This window comes from Roseobacter sp., assembly GCF_039970775.1.
GTDB lineage: Bacteria > Pseudomonadota > Alphaproteobacteria > Rhodobacterales > Rhodobacteraceae > Roseobacter.
Window position 1 is genome coordinate 1 of record NZ_JBDVLG010000013.1, and the last position, 21,206, is coordinate 21,206.

A 21,206-nucleotide genomic window follows, 5' to 3' on the forward strand; every position below is an offset into this window, starting at 1 on the left:
GCTTTGAGAAAGCTGGGTGGTGCGTCAGGGAATGGGTTGCCGCTCGCAATCAGTTCGCCATTCTTTATCCAGAACGGTTCAACAGATGACCCGTCTCAATAGCATGGGCCGAACCCCATACAAAGAGTTTCAGACACTTCCTGAGCACCTGTTCGACAACCTGCAACATGCCCATAAGCTGATCACTGCATGGCGCATCGATTTTATCCAACACCGGCCACACACAAGCCTCGCTGGTCTGACACCAGCGGAATATGCTAACCGGTCAATAGAAGATCAAAACCTGAACAGAACTAACCTAAATTAGCGGACTCAATCAGGAGCAGGGCAACTGCCACGAACGTTGTGATAGCAATCGCCGAGTAAAGTCCTTCTCAGAGCGTAAAAATCTTGCACATCTGCGTTCACATGAATTGCATGCCTCTCTGAACCATGGTTTACTTTCCTGCATTTGGTGGGGGTAACCTACCCGACTGCTTTAAAACTGACACCTGATGATACGCGAACTGAAAAACTTTAGAGCTTGGCCGAAATGGACTTCGGGGATCTGTGAGCGGTGTCCGTGCATGGCAGAAAGACGACGCTCAGTTGGGCATAAGGGTGTCATGTATTTTGAGAAACGACCGCGAGGACCGACGGTGCTGATCCTTGATCCGTTTGATCGCAATCTCGGAAACCTTACTATACCTTTTGCGAAATACTGGTTTTCTACGCGTCCCGTAAGGCGTGGTCGTTCTGCTCTATTAGCGCCGATTTTTGGCAGCGTTTCGGTGCACGAAGCTTCGTTTCAGTGCTGGTGACTTTTTGATCCAACTCAACCTCTCTGTGGAGTGTGATTTTGACGAACACGAATGAAACCATAGAGTCCTCTGCCGTAGCTAAGCAGCCGGGACATTGGCGCTTCCTTGTTCCAAGTTCAGTTGCGATGATCGTATCAAGTTTGTTCGTTTTAGGCCTCGCTACGTTCTTCGTTTTACGCGTCTGGTTTGAAAGTGATGGGATCGTTCCTGACGCACTTATCCTACCAGAATTGCGCGAATTCCTAATTCAGTCTGGCGGCTTTCGCGACCAAATTGCGCAACGCGCTAGTTTTATTGTCTGGTTTGTGGGGCTCTGGGCGAGCGTTTTGGTTATATTGCTCATCCCCTCCAGCGCCGCACACGGCAGACCGGGACGCCGTGCGGCACACACGCTCTGGCGCAATTTGAAGCGAAGCGGTGCCGTAGGTTTGCTTGCGTTGATTGTGTTGTGTCTGTGGGAAATGAACCGCGGTTCAGCCTTAATCACAGCAGTGCCCGTATGGGCGCTACTTGTCGGAATTGTCGCTTGCTATCTGATCGGTGCGCCAATGCGCACAGGTCTGAGGCGCGGGTGTTGGAAGATTGCGCTGCCGCTTATGGCCCTCGGCGGGGCTGTGGTGCTTTTGGCGGGGCTGTTTTTACCAGTGAATATTTCCTTTTGGGATAGTCAGATGGTTAGTATGGTCGATCTCCATTTCGCGATGCTTCTGGGGCCTGCAGAACGGCTGGCTCACGGGCAGATCCCCTTCCGGGATGTGTCACCTTTCTACGGGCTGTTGCCTTCCGCAGTTACTGCCGCTGCAGAGCGCTTTGGCGCGACGCCCAATTGGGGGGATCTGTACCGCGCCATACAACTGCTACAAGTCACAATGTTTGTGGCACTGGCGGGCGTGTTGTTCTGGTTACGCCCGCGAGGCAGCCTCTTAATGACATTGGGACCCTACGTCGCTCTACCATTACTTATCGTGCTTCCGGACTTAGCTACCGGGTACCATATGAATTGGTTTCCTAATCAGACTGGGTGGCGATTTTTGCCGTTTTCGGCTGTTCTGATCACCTTCGTGATGCTGCTTGGCGCGCCCTTGCGTGTGCGGGGGCTTTCGCTGGGAGGTCTGGTTGTGGTTTTGATTTTTTACAATCCTGAGACCGCTCTGGCTGCGCTGTTCGGTGGGCTTGTATTTACCGTCTCAGCGGCGCCCAAATTTACTTTGGGGGCTTTAACGCGTTGTCTAGGATGGACACTTCTAGGAAGTGGCGTCGGAATTGCGGTGGTTGCCGTTGTGCTGCGCGTAGCTCTTGGACTATGGATCCTGCCCACACCAGATGACCTTTTTGGTTTCATTATCAAATTCAGTCAAGGGTTTGGCGGGCTGCGGCTCGTTGATATTGATGCGCTTGCACTGCTCATAACGCTGCATTCAAGCTGGATCATGCTCCAGGCCGCTATTCGCTGGCGATCCGGGCCGCTCACTTCACGCCAGCAACTGCGCGCTGGGGTCGCCGCCATGATCACGCTTTGGCTGGCGTATTATGTGAACAGGCCGCAAACGCTCAACCTTTGGAGCCATCTCTATTTGTACACGATTTTGCTACCGGTTCTCTGGGATCCACGGCGACTGGCCTTACTTTGGAAAGGAAAGCGTCCGCGGCTCCAGTTTTTTCAAGTGCCCGCAATACTTCTTGCAGCGCTCTTGGCGGACGGTGTTTGGTCTTCTACAACAACTGTCGTCGCGCGGGCGGTAAACCAGCCTGTTCAAGGCGCGGGCGCGTCGCAGCTATCAGGCGTTTGGTTGCAACCCGCCTTGGCCGAACATCTGGAACGTCTCGCCGGCTACTTGCGCGCACATCCAGCCCGCGATGAACTTGTCTATTTTACGCCCTTTTCCTTTTCGATGCCTGTGGTCTCCGGCGTTCACCCGATGGTGCCGGTGCGTGACCCATTCTGGGAAGCGCATACTCAGGCCGCACTGGATGATCTGCTTTTAAGGATACGCGCGACGCAACCACCGGTTATTCTGTTTCACGACATCACAAGCGTGCCGGGTGACATATTCGGCGGCTCAGGTCCGGCGGACTTCTACTCAAAGGTTCGCAAGACCTTGTCGCCGGATTATCGTTTTGATGGACAACAGGCTGGCTGGAATGTTCTAGTTTTGAGGGAAGGGTTTTGAACCACATGGGTGACACATAATGGATGGTGCGACGAGGGCAGATGCCGTACTCGAAAAACGGCGCCCATTGATCTCAATTATTTGCCCGGTTTTCAATGAAGAAGACAACGTCGCAAATCTCCATGCTGAGGTCTCGCGGGTTTTTGAGAATGCGGTTCCTGACTATGATCATGAGCTAATCTTCACTGACAATCACAGCACCGACGACACCTTTGGCCGCCTTTCCCAGATCGCGGAGAAAGATCCAAGAGTGCGCGTCGCACGGTTTGCCCGCAACTTTGGCTTCCACAAATCAGTCATGACGGGCTATCGGCTCGCGTCGGGAGATGCCGCAATACAGATTGATTGCGATCTTCAGGATCCCCCTGACCTTTTTGTTGAATTCCTACAGCATTGGGAAGACGGCCACGATGCAGTAGTCGGTGTTCGCCGCAACCGCGATGAACCCAAAGTACTTCAAACCATGCGCAATGCCTTTTATCACCTGATGAATAAGCTAGCAGGTGACAGTATGCTCGTCGGAGGCGGGGATTTCCGCCTCATCGACCGATCAATTCTTGATCAGCTCCGCTGGATCGATGACGTGCAACCCTATACGCGTGGATTGACCTCGTCATTGGCCCGGCGACAGATTGGGGTGCCCTTTGATCGAAAGGCCCGTCAACACGGCGAGAGCAAATACCCGCTACGTCGACTGTTCGGATTGGCTGCCGAAGGTGTGTTGGCGCATTCGATTTTACCACTCCGGATCGCGTCTTTCGTCGGGCTGTTGATCGCAGTTGCCACTGTGTTGCTAACTGGGGGTTATCTGATTGGCGGTATATTCTTTGGGTCCGAGTGGCCATCAGGATTTTCCACGCTGGTCGTTCTTACCCTGTTCGGAATCGGGTTGAATGCAATCTTTCTTGGCGTGATCGGCGAATATGTTGGGCGACTTTACCTTCAAATGCAAAAGCGCCCGATGACGATTATAGAACAAACGGCCAATTTTCCGTCGGGAGTTTCCGAGCATTCGATAAAAGCCGCACCCAAGACAAGCGCCTCAGAACAAATTGAGACGGAAAGCGAACTATCATGAGCGAATTCGATCAATTTCGGGACACCTATGCCGAGGACATCGAGGACGCCATTCGCTTTAGCGGCAAACCACTTGCGTTCTTTACCAAAGCAAAAGCAGATCTCATCATCCCACTCTTAGCAGAGCATATGCCTGATGGGCCGCTGGATATCCTCGACATCGGTTGCGGTCATGGATTGGTGCACCCCTATCTTCTGGAAGCACGTCCGAGCCTTCGTCTGCGGGGCGTCGACAATGCCGCCGATGTGATTGACGAGGCCCGTAAAATGAACCCAAATGTTCTTTTCGACGCCTACAACGGACATCGGCTCCCGTATGACGACCGCAGCTTTGATGTCGCCTTCACGATCTGCGTTATGCATCATGTCCTTCCTGAACAGCGAAGAAACTTCATGCAAGAGATGGCCCGGGTTCTGCGCCCTGGAGGCCTGTGTGTCGTAATCGAACATAATCCACTGAACCCTCTTACCCAATACATCGTGCGAACATGCCCAATTGATGAGAACGCGGTTATTCTTTGGCCACGTGAGGTTCGCAAGCTGGCGATGAACGCGGGCCTGCATTCGGTGACAACGCAATATCTCCTCTTTACGCCTTTTGAAGCGCCCATCTTTCGATCACTGGATCGCGGACTGGGCAAGCTGCCCTTGGGTGCGCAATACTGTCAATGTGCGCTCAAGCCTGCCTCATGAAACAGATGTTTCCTCTGTTGTTGCGTTTTGGACTTGGGGGCGGGGTCGCAACGCTGGTTTATGCTGGTCTTGCCTTTGCCTTGAGCACCTGGACACAAACAACCAGCATGGCAACTCATTTTTGGGCGATTTGTCTGGCAATCCCAAGCAGTTATTGCATCCAACGTTTCTTCGTTTTTCGCGATAAACAGGCAATGGCGCGTACGTTGCCGCGGTTTATGGTAACGGCTTGTTTTGCGTTTTCGCTGTCGACGGTAGCTGTTTATCTATGTGAATCTACTTTCGGCTTACCAAAGGTCTTAAGTTTCTTGGTCGCGACCGCCGCCGTCGTATCTGCTAATTTTCTGCTTTTGCTAGGCTGGGTTTTCCGACCACAGCGTTAACTTGAGATAGGCGTGCGAACCCCATCCAAAAGTTCATGCAGCCGCGCAAACAACCGCTCGGGCGAGACGCAGTCGTCGGGATGGAGCGCTGTTGGAAGTTGCTCTGCTAAGTGCTCGGTCCATGTCGGATCCCAGACTTTGTAAGGCTGTTCTCCTGCAAAGCCGCGCCGAACAACCAACGGCGCGAGGTGTCCGGTCAAAATCTCGGCAAGCTGCAAGGTCGTTGGGGCAACTGCGCCGGCCTTCCATGTCCCGATCAGACGTGTGTCATTGATTGCGAGCGCCGCTTGCGCCTGCTGCGCAGTTGCGACACTGCCAAGATTACGGCGGGCGGCCAAGGCGTGATCTGTGGCTCCATCGCGTGCCGATGACAAAAATGACGACAGAACTGTCTCGAGGGGCCTTTTCGATGGTATGGCTTGCGGAGTAACAGTTTCGTCGGCCCCGCGGATCATGCCGGGTTCGGTGGAAAAATCCAACGATGTGGTCGCTGAATTGGTGCCTTTGACGGTGACCGATCGGATGCGGCGCTCTGCGCGTCGCCCGAGGGTCGCGCGCAGCACCATATTCTCCGCGCGACCCTCGATTGCAATAGTGCCCGTTTTTGTCGTTTTCGCACTAATAATTTCCCAGTCGGCGTCTGGGGCTATGGCCCGTGCGATCGACCAAATATGCGGAAAGACATCCCAGACCAAGGGCGTGCCGATGCGCGGAGTCTTTGCGCTGCCATGGCGGATTTCGCTTGCAGGATCTTGCCAGTCGATGATGATTTCAGAGACCGGTACGTGGAGCTTCGCAGCAAATAGCTGCAGAAAGGGTGCGGTACGAAACACTAAATCTACGGCAAGAAGCCGGTCTTGATGGTCCGCGAGGTCGCAAAGTGCCTCTGCGCTCTGATAATCCAGCGCCATCGGTTTCTCTACCAGCACGTGCGTTTGCGCTTTAAGCGCTGCGGTGGTCAATGCAGGGTGGTTCAAAGGTTCGGTTGCCACAATTGTGGCGAATGGGCGTTTCGCCAATGCAGCGTCAGCCCCGGTCCAGAGTGAGACGCGGCTACCCAGACCAGCCTGCTGAAGAAAGTTCTGACGATCTTCGACGCTGGTCTGCGACACCCATAGAACTTTTTCCCATGACAACATGTGGCGGTGTAGTTCAGTCAGTAGCACCCTTGACCATCGCCCCCCTCCAAAGAGAGCAATCCCCGTGCTGGCTTCACTCATGTCTGTCCGGCTGCCCGCTGTGGTCCGCAGGGTTGACCCCAATGGGGACATATTCAATCCGCTGAGGCAGATCATGATGTCGCAGAAAATTGCGCCCATCCACAACCAAGGGGCGGCGCATTCGATCCGGCAGAGTAACCCAATCTAGCGTGGCGAACTGGGGCCAAGCCGTGACCACTAGGGCTGCGTCGGCGTCCTCCAGTGCTGCTTCTGCGGATGGTGCCAGATCAATCGGCACGGCAAACGCAGGCGGCAATGTTTTTACAAGTGGATCAAAGGCCGTCACAGTCGCGCCCTCGGCGTGCAATTGTTCGGCAATTTCAAAGGCCACTGATGCGCGTGTATCATCTGTTCCCGGTTTAAAGGCGAGGCCCAGCAGCGAGATCTTGCGGTCGTTCAACGTGCCAAGCCGCGCGCGCGTCAGCGCCAGTAATTGCTTCGGACGGTCAGAATTGGCGGTGAGGACAGCGTCTAGCATTGCCGATGGCCGGCCCATATCGTGCGAAAGCCGTGCCAAGGCAGCCACATCTTTTGGTAGGCAACTGCCGCCAAATCCTGTACCCGCGCGGAGATAGCTAAGAATACCAGGACGAATGATGGTGCCGTCGACCAGAGGCGAAAGCCGCCGGTCAAGCGCGACCGCATCGCTCACCGCTTCGATATCGGTGCCCTCTAGCCCTTCGCTTATGGTCGCAAGATCATTCATCAAAGACACCAAAGTGGCCAAAAGAGCGTTGTTCGCGTATTTGGAAAGTTCGGCAGTTTCTGCGGTGGTCTCAATCACAGGGCAATCGTAGGGTGCGTAAAGTGCGCGCAAAAGGGTCAATGCATCGCGATCCCCAGTGCCCAATACGATCCGATCGGGGTCCTGAAAATCTGCGACGGCGCTACCTTCGCGCAGAAATTCCGGGTTCATCGCCAGCGCGAAGGATACGCCCGGCCGACCGGTCTCTATGGCCTCGCGGACGGGCCCTTCGGTGGTGCCCGGAACAACAGTGCTCTTCACGACGATGACTGGGCGGGCCGAAGCAGAGATGTGCTGCGCTAGATCACGGGCGGCGGAAAGAAGCTGGCTCAGGTCAATAGTACCATCGACGGTTGGCGTACCAACCGCCAGAAAAATCACCTCACAATTTGATACGGCGCCCATGTCTGGGGTGATACGCAAACCTCCAGCACCGAGCGCGGTGCTCAGCATGTCATCGAGGTTGGGTTCAAAGAACGGTGCCTTGCCCGCCGCGATCATGTCCACGCGCGCTGCATCACGTTCGATACAGACCACATCATGACCATTTTCAGCGAAACAGGCCGCTGTCACCAGTCCAACAAACCCGCATCCAACCACGCCAACTCGCATTACGCCATCCCTTGAAAAGGCTCTTTGCGCAGGCTGCAATGCCTGGCACAGTCAGAGCAAAAGACCTTGTCGCGGGGGCGGGACGGAACTTTTATTGTAACAGTTCGTGCGCCATCTGGGACGAGGCGCCGCACACAGGCACCGGCAGGGACGTGGGAAACATCTCCCGCGTTGAACCAACGGGTCTGGCCTGTCGCGGCTTCTAGAAACCCAAGCCGTCCCTCAAGGATAATCTGATATTCATCAACGGCCTCATGCCAATGAAGACGGCCGTCATCTCCCGCGACGTAGGTGCAGATTATCATTTCGGCACGCGCATCACGAAAGAACGGATGGGGTGCCGGCTTTTGTAGATCGCCGGTCAGAAAGACATGGTCCAGCCCGGTGTTCGCGTAATCGGTGTGGGAAATTGCCCCCACGCGGGCTGCTGGGTGGGTCAGGGCGCTTTTGGTCACAGGCCGTGGCTCTCTGGTTCGACATATGACGTTATCATTCTGCGCAAGCCGTCAGGCAAGCTGACCGCTGGGCTCCACCGAATTGCAGCCCGAATTTTTGTCAGATCCGGACAGCGACGATTGGGATTGTCGACGAGGTAATCAGGGTCCGCACTTTGCTGGAACTGGACCTCGACGATTTCGGACCCAAGTACGTCTGCTCCGCTCTTTGCGACCTGCCGGGCGAGGTCCAGCATCGAAATTTCACCCAGATCATTACCCACATTGTAGGCCTCTCCAGCGTCTCCGTGGATCAGTAGAAGCAGCATCGCACGCACTGCGTCAGTGACGTAGCAGAAGGTGCGAGTGGGCCGTCCATCGCTGAGCAGGACAATTGACTGGCCCGCCAGCGCCGCACTTATGAAATCTGGAAGGACCCTTTGATCATCTAGCCGGAAATCCGGCCCATAGACGTTGAAGGGCCGGATAGAAACCACTGGCAGTCCGAATTTCTTAGCATAGACCGTCGCCAAGGTTTCGGCGAGCCGTTTGGATTCATCATAGCAGGCCCTCGGCCCAGTGCATGAAACACTGCCCCTGTAGTCCTCGGGGGTCGGGATCATGTCGGGTTCCGGATCGCCGTAGATTTCGCTCGTGCTCATGACCAGCATGCCACGCACCTTCTGCGCGCGCGCCAGTTCAAGCATGTTCCGTGTGCCGCCGACATTGGCGTCTATGGTTTCGAGCGGAAACTGGCGATAGACCATAGGCGAGGCAATGCTTGCGCCGTGCACGATCCGGTGTACAGGCCGGTCCGGCGTGTAGTTTTCGGTGACATCATGTGCGCAAATCGTAACATCGGGCCGTCGGTCCAGATGCGCCAGCCGAATAGGTTTACCCGTCATGTGGTTGTCTAGCGCAATTACATGGATCGGCTGCGCGAGATCGAGATCGTTCCATGCACAAAGCACATCAACGAGAAACCCCATCAAAAAGCCACTGGCCCCAGTGACCAAAACGGTTTCGCCTGCGAGTTCGAAGAGAGCTTCTTGCAATTCAATTGCCACGGAGCGGCTATCTTCAAGAGAGATTTTCGATATGCATTTTTGCGGTGTTCCCGAACTCATTTCCAGACCTTCCATGGTGCTTGTCCGGTGGACCAGGCGTTTTCTAGCATCGTCTTTTCGCGAAGCGTATCCATCGGCTGCCAGAAGCCCTCATGCCTGTAGGCGCTCAGCTCGCCGTCGTGTGCGAGGCTCTCCAGAGGCTCTTTTTCCCAGATGGTACCCGGCCCGGCAACGCGATCGAGCACGGCCGGTTCGAGTACGAAAAAGCCGCCGTTGATCCAATTGTCTTCGCCGACAGGTTTCTCACGCATTTCGTCCACGCTCGCGCCATCGAGCCGCAGTGCGCCAAAACGCCCCGGCTGACGGATCGCGGTCACTGTTGCAAGCTTGCCATTGTCGCGGTGATGCTGCTGCAGCGCACCGATGTCAACGTCTGACAAGCCGTCGCCATAGGTCATACAAAAGGTTTCATCGCCGATGATGTCGCGGACGGCGCGGACCCGTCCGCCCGTCATTGTATCAAACCCTGTATCGACGAGTGTAACGCGCCAAGGTTCAGAGCGGGATTGAAGGTAGCATTGCGTCCCTGCCTCCAGGTCGAAGGTCACGTCACTGCGGTGCAAAAGAAAATCGGAAAAATACTCTTTGATCACAAATCCCTTGTACCCAAGGCAGATGACAAAATCAGTGAGCCCATAGTGCCCAAAGATCTTCATGATATGCCAAAGGATCGGCTGACCACCAATTTCGACCATGGGCTTTGGTAAACGGGCGGTTTCTTCGGAAAGCCGCGTGCCAAGCCCGCCGGCAAGAATGACAACTTTCATGAGTTAGACGTCTAACACGGTCATTTCGGGGAGCGGCACGATGAACTTTGACCGCAATCCGCGCGCGCGCAATTGCTCTGCGATGGGTCTGGCGTAATGCCACGCCAACAAGACCACACATTCGGGCTGCTCTTTGATGAGGCGTTCGTTGTCCACGATTGGAATATGCGTCCCGCACAGGTGACGCCCAAGTTTAAGCGAAGTTGGCTGTTCGGCGATCCAGGGCATCAGATCTTTCTTGATACCCACATAGTTCAACAGTGTCGCGCTGCGGGCGGGACAAGAGTTCCCGATCAGAGGTGCACCTTTCCGCTGGCATTCAATAGCCAACGTCAGCAGGTCCATCTTGGCCTTCTGCGCCCGGGCCTGAAAACGCGCATAACACTCCGGGTCAAACAGACCAAAGTCCCGCTCCATCGCGAGGATCTCACCGACTTGCCGCGACGCTGGCCGGCCTTTGCCTTTCCCGACAACAACGCGAATGTTGCCGCCATAGCGACTAACCTGACTGGCATCGAGCACCGAATATCCATGCAATTCGAAAAGCCGCACAAGCGATGTAAGCGAATAGGATCTCAGGTGCTCGTGGTAAATAGTGTCGAACTGGCCGCCGCGCATGATCTCCACAAGGTAGTGGTTTTCAAGAACGAAAAGCCCGTCATCGCCCAGTAATATATCAAGCCCACGTAGAAATGATCCAAGCGCTGCCACGTGAGCGAACACATTCGTCGCTGTCACAAGCCGGGCGGGGCCATGGCTCTCGCGCACCATGCGCGCAGACTTCTCGTCAAAAAAGCACTGAAGCGTCTCGATCCCAGCGTCCTGTGCGATCTTGGCAATATTGGTTGGCTCGACACCGACGGCGCGCATCCCGCGGGTTTTGAAGCCTGACAAGAGCGTGCCATCGTTCGATCCAATATCCACAACGAGATCGTCAGATTTAAGGCCAAGCGCCTTTATTAACTCGCCGGACATGCCGTCTTGGTATTCGGCCAGCTCGCGCGTGATCCCTGCACGATAGGGATATTCAGGATGGAAGACATGTTCTCCAGGAACAACGTAGTCCAATTGGGACAAGGTACACGACGAACACCAGACTTGCCGCAGCGGGTAGGTTGGTTCAGGCAGCGACAGCTCTTCGATCGTTGGCAGTGTGTCGGACAACGGCTGGTGGCCTAAATCAATAACGGTTTCTAGGTTTTCGGAACCGCAGACCTGACAACGCGTTACAGGTCCGCTGGCGATGTCTTGCACGCGCTCGTCAGTTTGGAATTTTAACATTTGATCTTTGGCCTTCTATACTGTTGGGACTTTGGCCTACCGTGGGTGGCATGACAACCCGAAATACAAGCGAAGGTTCTTGAGGATTGATAGCAGGCTTGTCCTTTCGAGTGCCGCAACATCGCCCCTCTTTCAGGTCAGCGTTTCAACGTACGAGGCTACTGGTGGTCTGGATATTCCGGCACTATCCCACGCTTGAGGCACGGGTTGCCCAGCCTGACGCGGGCATGATAGCGACTGTCACTGCGCCCCAATTGGTCCGAATTTAACAGCAGGGTAGCTTTTCGGGCCCTTTTGTATCCCTAATCACAATATATCCAAAGATGCCTTGCGGTTTCTAACTCAACCCGCCGATTTGTGGTGCCGCATAAACTCTCAAAAGTTGTAGGCCGCATGGCAAACCATGACGTGATCAAGGCAATGCGGACCATCAAACGCGGCGATATTGATCAAAAAAAGAAGATGTGTTGGGTAAGAGCCGGTTTATCGGATAGCTCTTTGTAAACGTATGATCCGGCGCGTCTCCAATACTCTCAACTGAGCTGAATACGCTAGTCTGGTAGAATCGCACACGTTCATGGGTTGATGCAATAATAGGCGTATTGTATTCTAAATTGATAATTATGCATATATTGTATACAAAGAATGGCATTTCAGCCTATTTCTACTCTAATTTCCCTCGCTTTTCCAGGTGAGGTCTTTCTTTAAGACCCATCTTCTCAACGAAAAGGTCTGATCATGGATAGAAGAAAGTTACTCCTCTCTGCCGCCACGCTCGGCGCCGCGGCCCCCCTTGCCGCGCCCTCCATCGTACGCGCGCAGGACACATTTAACTGGACGATGACAAATGCCTATGGCCCCGGATCGCCCTTCTATGTTGAAGGTCCCGGCAGCCCGATGGATTTCTGCGACAAGGTGTCGAAGATGTCTGGGGGTCGTTTGACGATCAAACATTTTGCCGCTGGCGAACTGATCCCCGCATTGGAAGGGTTTGATGCCGTACGGTCAGGCGCCGTGCAGATGAATGCCGCCAACGCTTACTTTTGGGCCGGGCGTTTGCCAGCGGCGCAATATTTCACCACCGTTCCCTTTGGCCTGAACTTCCAAGGGATGAACGCCTGGCTTTATCATGGCGGCGGTATGGAGTTGTGGGATGAACTCTATGAACCTCTCGGGCTGAAGGCGCTGCCCATGGGCAACACCGGCGTACAAATGACCGGATGGTTCCGCGACCCAATTGAGAGTGCGGCTGACTTTAAAGACCTGAAAATGCGTATCCCCGGCCTTGCGGGCAAAGTCTATGCCGAGCTTGGCGTTGACGTGCGTCTGCTGCCCGGCGGCGAGATCTTCCCCGCTTTGGAGCGTGGCGTGATTGATGCAGCCGAATTTGTGGGCCCCTATCAGGACCGCCGGTTGGGCCTGCAGAATGCCGCGAAATACTATTACACGACCGGCTGGCACGAGCCGTCCAATGTCACCGAACTGTTGATTGGCAAAGCCGCCTGGGACAGCTTGCCCGAGGACCTACAAGCCATCGTCGAAGCGGCCGCCATGGCTTGCAACATCGAAAGCCACACGTGGTGCGAGGCAAACAACTCTAGCGCGCTCAAGGATTTAGTGGAAAATGAAGGCGTTATTGCCCAGACGTTGCCCGCAAGCGTGGTTGCCGAACTTAAATCGGTCACGGACAGGGTGCTCGAAGAGGGCGCGGCAGCAGATCCTGCCACACGCAAGGTCCACGACGCCTATATGGCTTTCAAAGCCGAACACGAAAGCTGGGCAGCGGTCTCCGAAGCGCCACTTTATAACCTGTGATCTGAACGATGGGTCAAACGCTCAATACTGTCGCGAACGGGGCCTCTGGCCTCGTTCGTGTGATCGGCCACGTCACCGCCTGGAGCGGTCTGGCGCTGGTCTTACTTGTGGCCTTTAACGTGTTGGGCCGCTACCTGTTTTCCTTCGGCACCGTCGCTTTGCAAGAGGCCGAATGGCATCTGATGGCAGCCTCCGCACTGTTTGGAATGTCCTATGGGCTGAACCAAGGCGGAGAGGTTCGTGTTGATATCTTTTACAGCCGAATGTCGCAGCGCAGGCAGTCCCTCATCGACGTCTTTGCGACGGTGGCCCTGTGTGGGTGCGCCTTGGTAATCGCCTGGCTGAGCCTGAATTTCGTCCAGCAAAGCTATTCCATCGGCGAAAGTTCTCCTGATCCGGGTGGCCTGCCGCACCGCTATCTGCTCAAGGCACTGCTGCCGGTGTCGTTTGTCCTGCTGGCGGTTCAGGCTCTTGCCATGTGCGCCGAGGCCCTGTTGCGTGTGATGGGCCACGGGCCCGAAATGAAAGAATAACCTATGCCATTCACAGAAATTCTGGCCCTGAGCATGATCGGGTCTTTCTTTGCCCTGTTGCTTGCCGGTGTACCAGTTGCCGTGTGCCTTGGGCTGACGGGTTTTGTCTTTGGGTATTGGGGATTTGGCGGCATGCTGTTTACCTTGATGCCCGCGCGTATCTTTGGTGTCGTGACCAATTATACACTGCTCGCTTTGCCGTTGTTTATTTTTATGGGCATCATGCTCGAGAAATCCAAGATCGCCGAGGAACTGCTCGAGGTCATTGGCCTCGCTATGGGCGGGTTGCGCGGTGGTATGGCGCTGGCCATTATCCTTGTGGGTGTGTTGATGGGGGCCGCATCGGGTGTCGTCGGCGCGACCGTAGTGACGATGGGTCTGATCGCCCTTAGGCCGTTGTTGCGTCGAGGCTATGATGTGGGCGTGACGTCAGGCGTGATCTGTGCGTCGGGCACCTTGGGGCAGATCATCCCGCCGAGCCTCGTATTGATCCTTTTGGCCGACATCATGGGCGAAAGCGTCGGCACGCTCTTTGCGGCGGCTCTCTTTCCCGGCCTGATCTTGGCAAGCCTGTTTGTCGCCTATGTTTTGTTGCTCGGCGTCTTCGCACCCGACAAAGTGCCCGCGATCCCCGCAGAAGAACGCGCCCTGACATCCAAACGCCAGCTGGCGGTCAAACTGGTCAAGGTGGTGTTTCCCCCCATTGCCCTTATCTTTGTGGTGCTGGGATCGATCATTGGCGGTGTCGCCGCTCCAACCGAGGCCGCGTCTATGGGGGCCTTTGGTGCCATTGTCCTTGCGGCGCTGGCGGGCCGCCTGAACTACAAGATCCTGCGTGATACTGTGCGCGCGGCCTTTGTGACCTCGGCAATGGTGTTCCTGATCTTGATCTTTGCGCAGCCCTTTGGCTTGGCCTTTCGTGGGCTGGGCGGCGAGCATCTTGTGCAATCAGTGTTTTCTGATGTGCCTGGCGGGCTCGACGGGCAGATCCTTGTGTTGATGATCTTGCTGTTCATCTTGGGGTTCTTCCTTGAGTGGATCGAAATTTCCTACATCGCTTTACCGCTGTTTCTACCGGTCTTCCTGTCCTCAGGGGTCGATATGGCATGGGTCGCGATCCTTGTCGCGATGAACTTGCAGACCTCTTTTCTGACACCGCCTTTCGGATGGGCGCTGTTCTTTCTCAAGGGTGTGGCACCCCCCGAAGTGAAAACCGGTATGATTTACAAAGGAGTTCTGCCGTTTATTGGGTTGCAGATCATGGGATTGTTTTTGGTTTATACTTATCCCGGCCTTGCGCTATGGCTTCCTCAGGCGATTGGATGGTGAAACAATGTTAACTGCTGCTTTGGGATATAACGGCGCCATCAGCGCCCCACACCGCGCCGCGGCACTGGCGGGCCAACATGTTCTAAGCGAAGGCGGCTCGGCCATCGAGGCGATGGTTGCCGCTGCGGCAACAATCGCGGTGGTCTATCCCCACATGAACGGCATAGGCGGCGATGGGTTTTGGTTGATCCGACAGCCCGGTGCGGCGCCCATCGGTGTTTTTGCAGGCGGCCGGGCGGCCGCGATGGCCACGCCAGACTGGTACGCCAAACGGGGGCATTCTGACACCATCCCCGCCCGTGGCGCGCCTGCGGCCCTGACCGTACCCGGCACGATCGCCGGATGGGAAACGGCGCTGTCGCTTGTAGATGACCCGCTGCCTTTGTCCCGGCTGATGGAACCCGCGATCTCTTATGCCCACGATGGCATCGCCGTTACCGGCAATCAGTCACGCACCACCACCGAAAAGCTGGACGGTCTTGTGGATGTTCCGGGCTTCGCGCAGCACTTCTTGGAGGGGGGCACAGTACCCGCACCGGGGGCCCGGCTGAAACAACCCGCGCTTGGTCAGACCCTCAAGCAGATCGCACAGCATGGCACACGCGCCTTTTACGAAGGCGACATCGCGCGCGCCCATGATGCGTTTCTGACGGCACAGGGGTCTCCGCTCCGAGGGGCCGATTTTGCCGCGCAACATGCGCCAACCGTGAAACCGCTGATGCTTGAGACGCACTGGGGTCGGTTGTGGAATATGACGCCCCCAACACAGGGCGTGTCGTCGCTGATGATCCTTGGCATCTACGATCGGCTGGCGCGTGCCACGGGTGAGAGTTTTGCCCATGTGCATGGGCTGATCGAAGCCACAAAACAGGCGTTCATCCTGCGCAATGCCGAACTTGGTGACCCAACGGGCATGGCCACAGACGCGCAGGATTGGCTGACACCCGACAAACTGGACGCGCTGGCCGCCCGTGTTGACCCAACCCGCGCGCTGCCTTGGCCCCACGACCCAAAGGCGGGCGATACCGTCTATATGGCGGCCAGCGATGCGGCAGGTACAACCGTTAGTTTTATCCAGTCGGTGTTTTGGGAATTTGGCAGCGGGTTGACCTGCCCCGACACGGGCGTGTTTTTCCAAAACCGTGGGGCGGGCTTTTCGCTGGCGCCGGGGCCGAACCAACTGACCCCCGGACGCGTGCCCTTTCATACGCTCAACCCCGCTATGGCTGAATTGAACGACGGGCGGATCATGGCGTACGGCACGATGGGCGGTGAGGGCCAGCCCCAAACGCAGGCTGCGGTCTTTACCCGCTATGCCGACCATGGGATGGACCTGCAACGCGCTATCGACGCCCCACGCTGGCTTTTGGGCAAGACCTGGGGCGACAATACGACCTCCCTGAAACTAGAACGCCGCATGGATCCCGATCTTGTTGCGGCCCTGCGTCAGGCCGGTCATGCCGTCGAGATGGTGCCTGAATATTCTGACCTTGCGGGCCATGCGGGCGCCGTTGTACGCCACCCCTCGGGGTTGCTTGAAGCCGCCAGCGACCCGCGCGCCGATGGCGCCGCACTAAGTTTTTGAGGACATCATGACAGATCTTACCACACTGCAACTTATCTTGGTCTTGGGCGGCGTTATTCTTGCTGCAATATCGGCCGGTATTTTGGCAGGTCTTCTGGGCGTGGGCGGGGGCATTGTGCTGGTGCCGGTGCTGTTTTGGCTGCTGTCGCTGACGGAATTCCCTGCTGAATTATCGATGCATATGGCCGTGGCGACGTCGCTTGCGACAATCATATTCACCTCCATCTCTTCGGCCCGCGCCCATGATGCGCGCGGCACATTGGACCGCGCATTGCTCAAGCTCTGGGGGCCCGGCTTGGTGATCGGCGCGCTGGCGGGGGGGTTGGTGGCCCGGTTCATCGACGCCGACGGCTTGCGTGTGATCTTTGGCGGCTTGGCGATGATCGTGGCAGTTAACATGATGTTGCCGCGCACTCTTGTGGTTGCGCCGTCCTTGCCTCAGGGCAGGGGCGCAACCGGGGCGATGTCGTCTGTGACGGGTCTGTTGTCTGCATTGATGGGCATCGGGGGCGGCACGTTGTCGGTGCCGTTGCTTTGTGCTTTTTCGGTCGAGATCAGGCGCGCCGTCGGCACCGCCGCCGCCTTTGGGTTTCTCATCGCGCTGCCTGCTGCCGTTGGTTTTGTGATTTCAGGGTGGGGTATTCCGGATCGCCCGCCCTTGTCACTGGGCTACATCAGCCTGCCCGCTGCGGTGGTGATTTTGCCGTTTACAGTCAGCTTTGCGCCTCTGGGTGCGAAACTGGCCCATGCGGTCGATACGGTCTGGATCAAACGGGTCTTTGCCGCGTTCTTGCTACTGACAGCCGTGCGGATGCTGGCGTCAGTCTTGGGGTAAAGGCTGGCGGCGCAGCAATACTTCCTGTGCCGCACTAAACAGATGCCTGCGCAAACAGCGTTCGGCCTCTTGCGGATCGCGGTCCAAGATCGCGGTCACAATTGCCTCGTGCTCTACATTCGAACGCTTCATGCGCTCCGTTGAGCTCAGTTGCGACTTGCGGAACGGCGCCAGCTTTAACCGCAGCGCCATCGACAAGTCAGCCAGATCAACGTTATGCGCGCCTGCATGGATCATGTCATGAAAGATCACGTTTGCGGCCTCATATGCCCCGATCCCGCCTGCATGCGAAATCGCAGTCATCTGGCGGTGCTGCGCTTCTAATGCTGCGCGTTCACCCATTGTCATGCGTTCACTGGCCAGCCGGCCACACAGAGCCTCCATTTCGCCCATTGCTTCGAACATCTGGGCAATCCGCTCTTCGGTGATCTCATTCACGATGACACCGCGGTAAGGCACCCGTTCGGCCAGCGACTTGGCCACCAGCACATGCAGCGCTTCTCTGATTGGCGTGCGCGACACCCCAAATCGCCGGGTTAACCCGGCCTCATCCAGCTTGGTTCCCGCCGCGATATCGCCATTTACGATCTCACTCTCCAGCGTGCTGGCAATACTGGTGCTTTGCACCTCTCGGCTGCCGTCTTGCAGGTTTTCCATATCCTCCCCAACACTTATCCTGTGCCACCGTACCACAAATGCTTTACCCCGCGCACGGTTGCGCGGCAATGGCGCGTTCTGAATCGCGCCTTTAATTGTCCAGCCTTTTCTGTCTCGATTGAACGCTGGCAAACACCCGACCTTTTTAACGTCATTTAGGGATATGCGATCGCTCAAGGGCTTGCGACAGAGCACGATACATGGTTTCTTTGCCCGCAAAGAGCATCCAGCCATTGCCAGACCGCTCGCACCAAAACGAAAGAGTGCGATATGAAACCTGAGCGATTTTACGCGCTGGCTGCCATCTTGCTTGTGGGGTTTACCCAGGCGGCCATTGCATCTGACACACCCCAAAAGACTGGGGCCTTGGCCATAGAACTCAACACCACATCGGATGACGAGAACGGCTGCACCTTGACCTTTATGGTGACCAATGGGCACCCGGTCGAGATTGACAAACTGGTTTTTGAAACAGTCCTTTTTGACACCGCCGGGCAGGTGACGCAGCTCACATTGTTCGATTTTGGCAAGCTGCCTGCATCAAGGCCGCGCGTGCGTCAATTCGCTTTGCCGCAAACCACATGTGACCGCGTCGGGCGCATCTTGTTTAACGGCCTTCACACCTGCACAGCCGATGGGCTGGGCGCAGACACATGTGGCGCCATGCAAGACCCAACAAGCCGCACCAACATCGAGGTTCTGGGGTGATGGTTGAAATTGTCCTTGCGCAGCTTGTAGCCGTTTTCGACCTTGGTGGCCCGGTTGTCGTGCTTTTGATGGTCGTGTCTGTGCTGACACTTGCGGTGGTGCTCTACAAGCTATGGCAGTTTTCGACCGCCCATGTCGGGACCCATGCGGCCTTGCGGGCGGCCGTATTGGCATGGGATGCCGGTGATCGCGCAGCGGCTGTGGCAGAACTTGCGCGCTCAAAAAGCTATCTTGCACCTGTGGTTGCCGCGGCCTTTGAGAGCACCGCCCCCAACAAGGACCGTCTTTTTGCCATGGCGGAAGAGCGGTTCTCCAAACTGGAGCGCGGGTTCCGGTTTCTCGATTCTGTTGTGCAACTGTCGCCGTTGTTAGGGCTATTTGGAACTGTCTTGGGCATGATCGAGGCGTTTCAGGCCTTGCAGGCCGCAGGGTCGCAGGTTGATCCGTCATTGCTGGCGGGTGGGATTTGGGTTGCCTTGATGACAACCGCGGTGGGTCTGGTGGTCGCGATGCCCACATCCATGATCCTGTCGTGGTTCGAGGGGCGGATGGACGCAGAACGCGTTGAGGCAGATGTTTTCATCCTGACAGCGCTGTCGCCATCCGGCCACGCACAAAGAACAGATACCTACGCCATCGGGATGCCGGCCCATGCCTAGGCGCATACGCGCACAGAGGAAATTAGGGCTGACGCCCCTCATTGATGTAATTTTCCTATTGCTACTGTTTTTCATGCTGACGTCGACGTTCACGAATTTTTCGGAAGTTGAACTGGCCTCTGCAGGTGCCGGGCAGCAGGCTGCGCCACTGGGTGTACCACCGCTCTTTTTGCAGGTCGGGCCAGAACAGCTGCGTGTGAATGGCGATACACTGGTGTTGGATACCCTTGCCTCTGCGGTGGCGGACCGGGCAGCACAGGATAAGGACCAGCCGGTTTTGATCAGCCTGCGGGATGGCGTGACGGCGCAACGCCTAACGGATGTTTTGATTCTATTGCATGCAGTGCAAGGGCTAAAGATCACTGTGTTGGGCACGAGCTGATGCGTCACCGTCGGACCAAACCCCAAAAAGAGCCCACAATAGCCCTGATCAATATCGTATTCTTGATGTTGGTTTTTTTCATGGTGGCGGGGACGTTGTCGCCCCCTTTGGATACGTCCCTGACGCTGGTAAAAACGGAGGATCTGGATGGCAGGCCGCCCCCCGATGCGCTTGTCTTGCATCCAGACGGGCGGTTGAGCTTCCGTGGCGTGGATCAACCCGATGCCGAGACATATCTGGCCAGCCTTCCCGCTGAGGCGCGCGCCACTGTCCGGATTATCCCAGATCGGGCGGTCCCGGCTGATGTATTGGTCGCGGTTGGGCGGCGCTTGTCGCAGGCGGGCGCTGCGGCGGTAATGATTGTGACAGAGCGAGGTTTGCAATGATCGCGGGGTCAAAACGTATGGCTGTCTTTGCGTTTACGGTCGCGGCAGGGGCGCATCTGGGCGGCCTCAATCAATGGGGCCTTACCGACCCTGTGCAAATTGCAGGGGGGCAGGCCAACGGGGTGCAGGCGTCTTTAGGCGACGCCTTTGCGGACCTGACGGCGGGCACCATATCGCCGGTGGAAGCGATAGAAACGTCTGACGTCGTTCACCCCACCGAAGCCACTAAAATCGCCACAGTGGCGCCAACAACTTTGGCGCAACGCCTAGACATTGAAACGCAGGTCGAGAGTGCCGAGCCGCGGGTCGCAGCAACAGATGTGCGCGCGCCGCAGCCGATCACACACAGGGCCGTTGTACAAACACCGCAAAAAACGCTCGCGGCGGTGACGCCTCTGCCCGCGACACCCGCGCGCCCCGAACCACAGACCCTCAAACCGCTGCCCGTGATTGAAACACCGCCCGCCGTTGATCCGACGGACGCGCCGCCCGAGACAATAACCGCGACGACCCCCGAGACATCGGCGCGCGCCCCCTCGCTACGGCCCAAGAAACGGCCTGCCTTCGTTCAAAAGCGCACTGCCAAGGCACAGCCACGCCAGCAGTCACCGGCGCGGGCAGGCGGGCAAACCAACGCACGGGCAGGGCAATCCGATGGTGCAAAAGACGCCCCGGCAAACCGCGCGACATCAGGCCAGAGTGCGACGGCCCAGCCCGGCAATGCAGCCGTCTCGAGCTATCCGGGAAAGGTCATGCGAAAGATCCAACGTGTACGGCGCCCGCGTGTGGGCACCCGTGGAACGGCGGTGATCGCGTTTCGGGTGGCCAGCAACGGCGGCTTGGGCGGTCTTTCCGTCGCGCGCAGTTCGGGGAGCGACAGGCTCGACAAGGCCGCGATGCAAGTCATTCAACGCGCAGCCCCGTTTCCAACGCCGCCACCGGGCGCAAAACGGGCGTTCTCCATTCAGATCAATGGGCAATGAAGGCGTTTGCGGGCGAAACATGGG

General features: G+C 56.8%; 21 protein-coding genes and 1 pseudogene. 15 read left to right on the forward strand and 7 right to left on the reverse strand.

Going from position 1 to position 21,206, the window contains the following annotated elements; genetic code table 11:
* Positions 1-136 precede the first annotated feature (136 nt).
* The 5 genes and pseudogenes from ABJH13_RS02460 to ABJH13_RS02480 form a co-directional block, all read left to right on the forward strand.
* Positions 137-307: pseudogene (locus tag ABJH13_RS02460) on the forward strand (integrase core domain-containing protein); the annotation flags it as partial.
* 531 nt (positions 308-838) lie between these two features.
* Positions 839-2,971 carry a hypothetical protein gene (locus ABJH13_RS02465; RefSeq protein ID WP_348404633.1) on the forward strand — a complete coding sequence of 711 codons (2,133 nt, stop codon included), beginning with the start codon at positions 839-841 and terminating at the stop codon, positions 2,969-2,971.
* 19 nt (positions 2,972-2,990) lie between these two features.
* Positions 2,991-4,049 (forward strand): glycosyltransferase family 2 protein, encoded by a 1,059-nt coding sequence (locus ABJH13_RS02470; RefSeq protein WP_348404634.1) that lies wholly within the window; start codon positions 2,991-2,993, stop codon positions 4,047-4,049.
* Positions 4,046-4,741 (forward strand): class I SAM-dependent methyltransferase, encoded by a 696-nt coding sequence (locus tag ABJH13_RS02475; RefSeq protein ID WP_348404635.1) that lies wholly within the window; start codon positions 4,046-4,048, stop codon positions 4,739-4,741. The genes ABJH13_RS02470 and ABJH13_RS02475 overlap by 4 nt, the downstream gene beginning before the upstream one ends.
* Positions 4,738-5,124 carry a GtrA family protein gene (locus ABJH13_RS02480; protein WP_348404636.1) on the forward strand — a complete coding sequence of 129 codons (387 nt, stop codon included), beginning with the start codon at positions 4,738-4,740 and terminating at the stop codon, positions 5,122-5,124. Before ABJH13_RS02475 ends, ABJH13_RS02480 begins: the two co-directional genes overlap by 4 nt.
* Here the strand turns inward: ABJH13_RS02480 and ABJH13_RS02485 are convergent.
* From ABJH13_RS02485 to ABJH13_RS02510, 6 genes are read right to left on the reverse strand one after another with little or no spacing between them, the layout of a single operon-like run.
* Positions 5,121-6,443 carry a Gfo/Idh/MocA family oxidoreductase gene (locus tag ABJH13_RS02485; RefSeq protein ID WP_348404637.1) on the reverse strand — a complete coding sequence of 441 codons (1,323 nt, stop codon included), beginning with the start codon at positions 6,441-6,443 and terminating at the stop codon, positions 5,121-5,123. The two genes, ABJH13_RS02480 and ABJH13_RS02485, sit on opposite strands and share 4 nt — an antisense overlap.
* Positions 6,337-7,701, reverse strand: a complete 1,365-nt coding sequence (locus ABJH13_RS02490) for a UDP-glucose/GDP-mannose dehydrogenase family protein (RefSeq protein ID WP_348404638.1) — start codon at positions 7,699-7,701, stop codon at positions 6,337-6,339. Before ABJH13_RS02490 ends, ABJH13_RS02485 begins: the two co-directional genes overlap by 107 nt.
* The gene (locus ABJH13_RS02495) at positions 7,701-8,156 is read right to left on the reverse strand and encodes a hypothetical protein (protein ID WP_348404639.1); all 456 of its coding nucleotides are present in this window, start codon (positions 8,154-8,156) and stop codon (positions 7,701-7,703) included. Before ABJH13_RS02495 ends, ABJH13_RS02490 begins: the two co-directional genes overlap by 1 nt.
* Positions 8,153-9,277 (reverse strand): NAD-dependent epimerase/dehydratase family protein, encoded by a 1,125-nt coding sequence (locus tag ABJH13_RS02500; RefSeq protein ID WP_348404640.1) that lies wholly within the window; start codon positions 9,275-9,277, stop codon positions 8,153-8,155. Before ABJH13_RS02500 ends, ABJH13_RS02495 begins: the two co-directional genes overlap by 4 nt.
* Positions 9,259-10,029: a glucose-1-phosphate cytidylyltransferase gene (gene rfbF, locus ABJH13_RS02505; RefSeq protein ID WP_348322450.1), complete on the reverse strand. Its 771-nt coding sequence runs from the start codon at positions 10,027-10,029 to the stop codon at positions 9,259-9,261. Before rfbF ends, ABJH13_RS02500 begins: the two co-directional genes overlap by 19 nt.
* Before the next feature lie 3 nt (positions 10,030-10,032).
* Positions 10,033-11,283 carry a class I SAM-dependent methyltransferase gene (locus tag ABJH13_RS02510; protein ID WP_348404641.1) on the reverse strand — a complete coding sequence of 417 codons (1,251 nt, stop codon included), beginning with the start codon at positions 11,281-11,283 and terminating at the stop codon, positions 10,033-10,035.
* 765 nt (positions 11,284-12,048) lie between these two features.
* On the opposite strand from ABJH13_RS02510, the gene ABJH13_RS02515 reads away from it, so the two are divergent.
* From ABJH13_RS02515 to ABJH13_RS02535, 5 genes are read left to right on the forward strand one after another with little or no spacing between them, the layout of a single operon-like run.
* The gene (locus tag ABJH13_RS02515) at positions 12,049-13,125 is read left to right on the forward strand and encodes a TRAP transporter substrate-binding protein (protein ID WP_348322448.1); all 1,077 of its coding nucleotides are present in this window, start codon (positions 12,049-12,051) and stop codon (positions 13,123-13,125) included.
* Between the two features lie 8 nt (positions 13,126-13,133).
* Complete coding sequence (locus ABJH13_RS02520; protein WP_348404642.1) at positions 13,134-13,658, forward strand: TRAP transporter small permease subunit; 525 nt, start codon at positions 13,134-13,136, stop codon at positions 13,656-13,658.
* Between the two features lie 3 nt (positions 13,659-13,661).
* Entirely contained in the window at positions 13,662-14,987 is a 1,326-nt protein-coding gene (locus ABJH13_RS02525) for a TRAP transporter large permease subunit (RefSeq protein WP_348404643.1), read from the forward strand.
* 4 nt (positions 14,988-14,991) lie between these two features.
* Positions 14,992-16,572 (forward strand): gamma-glutamyltransferase, encoded by a 1,581-nt coding sequence (locus tag ABJH13_RS02530; RefSeq protein ID WP_348404644.1) that lies wholly within the window; start codon positions 14,992-14,994, stop codon positions 16,570-16,572.
* Between the two features lie 7 nt (positions 16,573-16,579).
* Entirely contained in the window at positions 16,580-17,407 is an 828-nt protein-coding gene (locus tag ABJH13_RS02535) for a sulfite exporter TauE/SafE family protein (protein WP_348404645.1), read from the forward strand.
* On the opposite strand, the gene ABJH13_RS02540 is transcribed toward ABJH13_RS02535, so the two are convergent.
* On the reverse strand, positions 17,393-18,064 hold the full coding sequence (locus ABJH13_RS02540; protein WP_348404646.1) for a GntR family transcriptional regulator: 672 nt from the start codon (positions 18,062-18,064) through the stop codon (positions 17,393-17,395). The genes ABJH13_RS02535 and ABJH13_RS02540 overlap by 15 nt on opposite strands.
* A gap of 270 nt (positions 18,065-18,334) precedes the next feature.
* Between ABJH13_RS02540 and ABJH13_RS02545 the strand changes: the two genes are divergently transcribed.
* From ABJH13_RS02545 to ABJH13_RS02565, 5 genes are read left to right on the forward strand one after another with little or no spacing between them, the layout of a single operon-like run.
* The gene (locus ABJH13_RS02545) at positions 18,335-18,772 is read left to right on the forward strand and encodes a hypothetical protein (protein ID WP_348404647.1); all 438 of its coding nucleotides are present in this window, start codon (positions 18,335-18,337) and stop codon (positions 18,770-18,772) included.
* Positions 18,772-19,431 carry a MotA/TolQ/ExbB proton channel family protein gene (locus ABJH13_RS02550; RefSeq protein ID WP_348404648.1) on the forward strand — a complete coding sequence of 220 codons (660 nt, stop codon included), beginning with the start codon at positions 18,772-18,774 and terminating at the stop codon, positions 19,429-19,431. Before ABJH13_RS02545 ends, ABJH13_RS02550 begins: the two co-directional genes overlap by 1 nt.
* On the forward strand, positions 19,424-19,813 hold the full coding sequence (locus ABJH13_RS02555; RefSeq protein ID WP_348404649.1) for a biopolymer transporter ExbD: 390 nt from the start codon (positions 19,424-19,426) through the stop codon (positions 19,811-19,813). The genes ABJH13_RS02550 and ABJH13_RS02555 overlap by 8 nt, the downstream gene beginning before the upstream one ends.
* Positions 19,813-20,199 carry a biopolymer transporter ExbD gene (locus ABJH13_RS02560; protein WP_348404650.1) on the forward strand — a complete coding sequence of 129 codons (387 nt, stop codon included), beginning with the start codon at positions 19,813-19,815 and terminating at the stop codon, positions 20,197-20,199. The genes ABJH13_RS02555 and ABJH13_RS02560 overlap by 1 nt, the downstream gene beginning before the upstream one ends.
* Positions 20,196-21,182, forward strand: coding sequence for an energy transducer TonB (locus ABJH13_RS02565; protein ID WP_348404651.1), 987 nt, complete (start codon positions 20,196-20,198; stop codon positions 21,180-21,182). The genes ABJH13_RS02560 and ABJH13_RS02565 overlap by 4 nt, the downstream gene beginning before the upstream one ends.
* Positions 21,183-21,206 lie beyond the last annotated feature (24 nt).

Excerpts from the sequence above, each read along its gene's own strand:
- ABJH13_RS02470 (WP_348404634.1), top strand. The coding sequence starts at position 2,991 with ATGGATGGTGCGACGAGGGCAGATGCCGTACTCGAAAAACGGCGCCCA.
- ABJH13_RS02475 (WP_348404635.1), top strand. The coding sequence starts at position 4,046 with ATGAGCGAATTCGATCAATTTCGGGACACCTATGCCGAGGACATCGAG.
- ABJH13_RS02480 (WP_348404636.1), top strand. The coding sequence starts at position 4,738 with ATGAAACAGATGTTTCCTCTGTTGTTGCGTTTTGGACTTGGGGGCGGG.
- ABJH13_RS02485 (WP_348404637.1), bottom strand. The coding sequence starts at position 6,443 with ATGGGCGCAATTTTCTGCGACATCATGATCTGCCTCAGCGGATTGAAT.
- ABJH13_RS02490 (WP_348404638.1), bottom strand. The coding sequence starts at position 7,701 with ATGCGAGTTGGCGTGGTTGGATGCGGGTTTGTTGGACTGGTGACAGCG.
- ABJH13_RS02500 (WP_348404640.1), bottom strand. The coding sequence starts at position 9,277 with ATGGAAGGTCTGGAAATGAGTTCGGGAACACCGCAAAAATGCATATCG.
- rfbF (WP_348322450.1), bottom strand. The coding sequence starts at position 10,029 with ATGAAAGTTGTCATTCTTGCCGGCGGGCTTGGCACGCGGCTTTCCGAA.
- ABJH13_RS02515 (WP_348322448.1), top strand. The coding sequence starts at position 12,049 with ATGGATAGAAGAAAGTTACTCCTCTCTGCCGCCACGCTCGGCGCCGCG.
- ABJH13_RS02520 (WP_348404642.1), top strand. The coding sequence starts at position 13,134 with ATGGGTCAAACGCTCAATACTGTCGCGAACGGGGCCTCTGGCCTCGTT.
- ABJH13_RS02525 (WP_348404643.1), top strand. The coding sequence starts at position 13,662 with ATGCCATTCACAGAAATTCTGGCCCTGAGCATGATCGGGTCTTTCTTT.
- ABJH13_RS02530 (WP_348404644.1), top strand. The coding sequence starts at position 14,992 with ATGTTAACTGCTGCTTTGGGATATAACGGCGCCATCAGCGCCCCACAC.
- ABJH13_RS02535 (WP_348404645.1), top strand. The coding sequence starts at position 16,580 with ATGACAGATCTTACCACACTGCAACTTATCTTGGTCTTGGGCGGCGTT.
- ABJH13_RS02540 (WP_348404646.1), bottom strand. The coding sequence starts at position 18,064 with ATGGAAAACCTGCAAGACGGCAGCCGAGAGGTGCAAAGCACCAGTATT.
- ABJH13_RS02545 (WP_348404647.1), top strand. The coding sequence starts at position 18,335 with ATGAAACCTGAGCGATTTTACGCGCTGGCTGCCATCTTGCTTGTGGGG.
- ABJH13_RS02550 (WP_348404648.1), top strand. The coding sequence starts at position 18,772 with ATGGTTGAAATTGTCCTTGCGCAGCTTGTAGCCGTTTTCGACCTTGGT.
- ABJH13_RS02555 (WP_348404649.1), top strand. The coding sequence starts at position 19,424 with ATGCCTAGGCGCATACGCGCACAGAGGAAATTAGGGCTGACGCCCCTC.
- ABJH13_RS02560 (WP_348404650.1), top strand. The coding sequence starts at position 19,813 with ATGCGTCACCGTCGGACCAAACCCCAAAAAGAGCCCACAATAGCCCTG.
- ABJH13_RS02565 (WP_348404651.1), top strand. The coding sequence starts at position 20,196 with ATGATCGCGGGGTCAAAACGTATGGCTGTCTTTGCGTTTACGGTCGCG.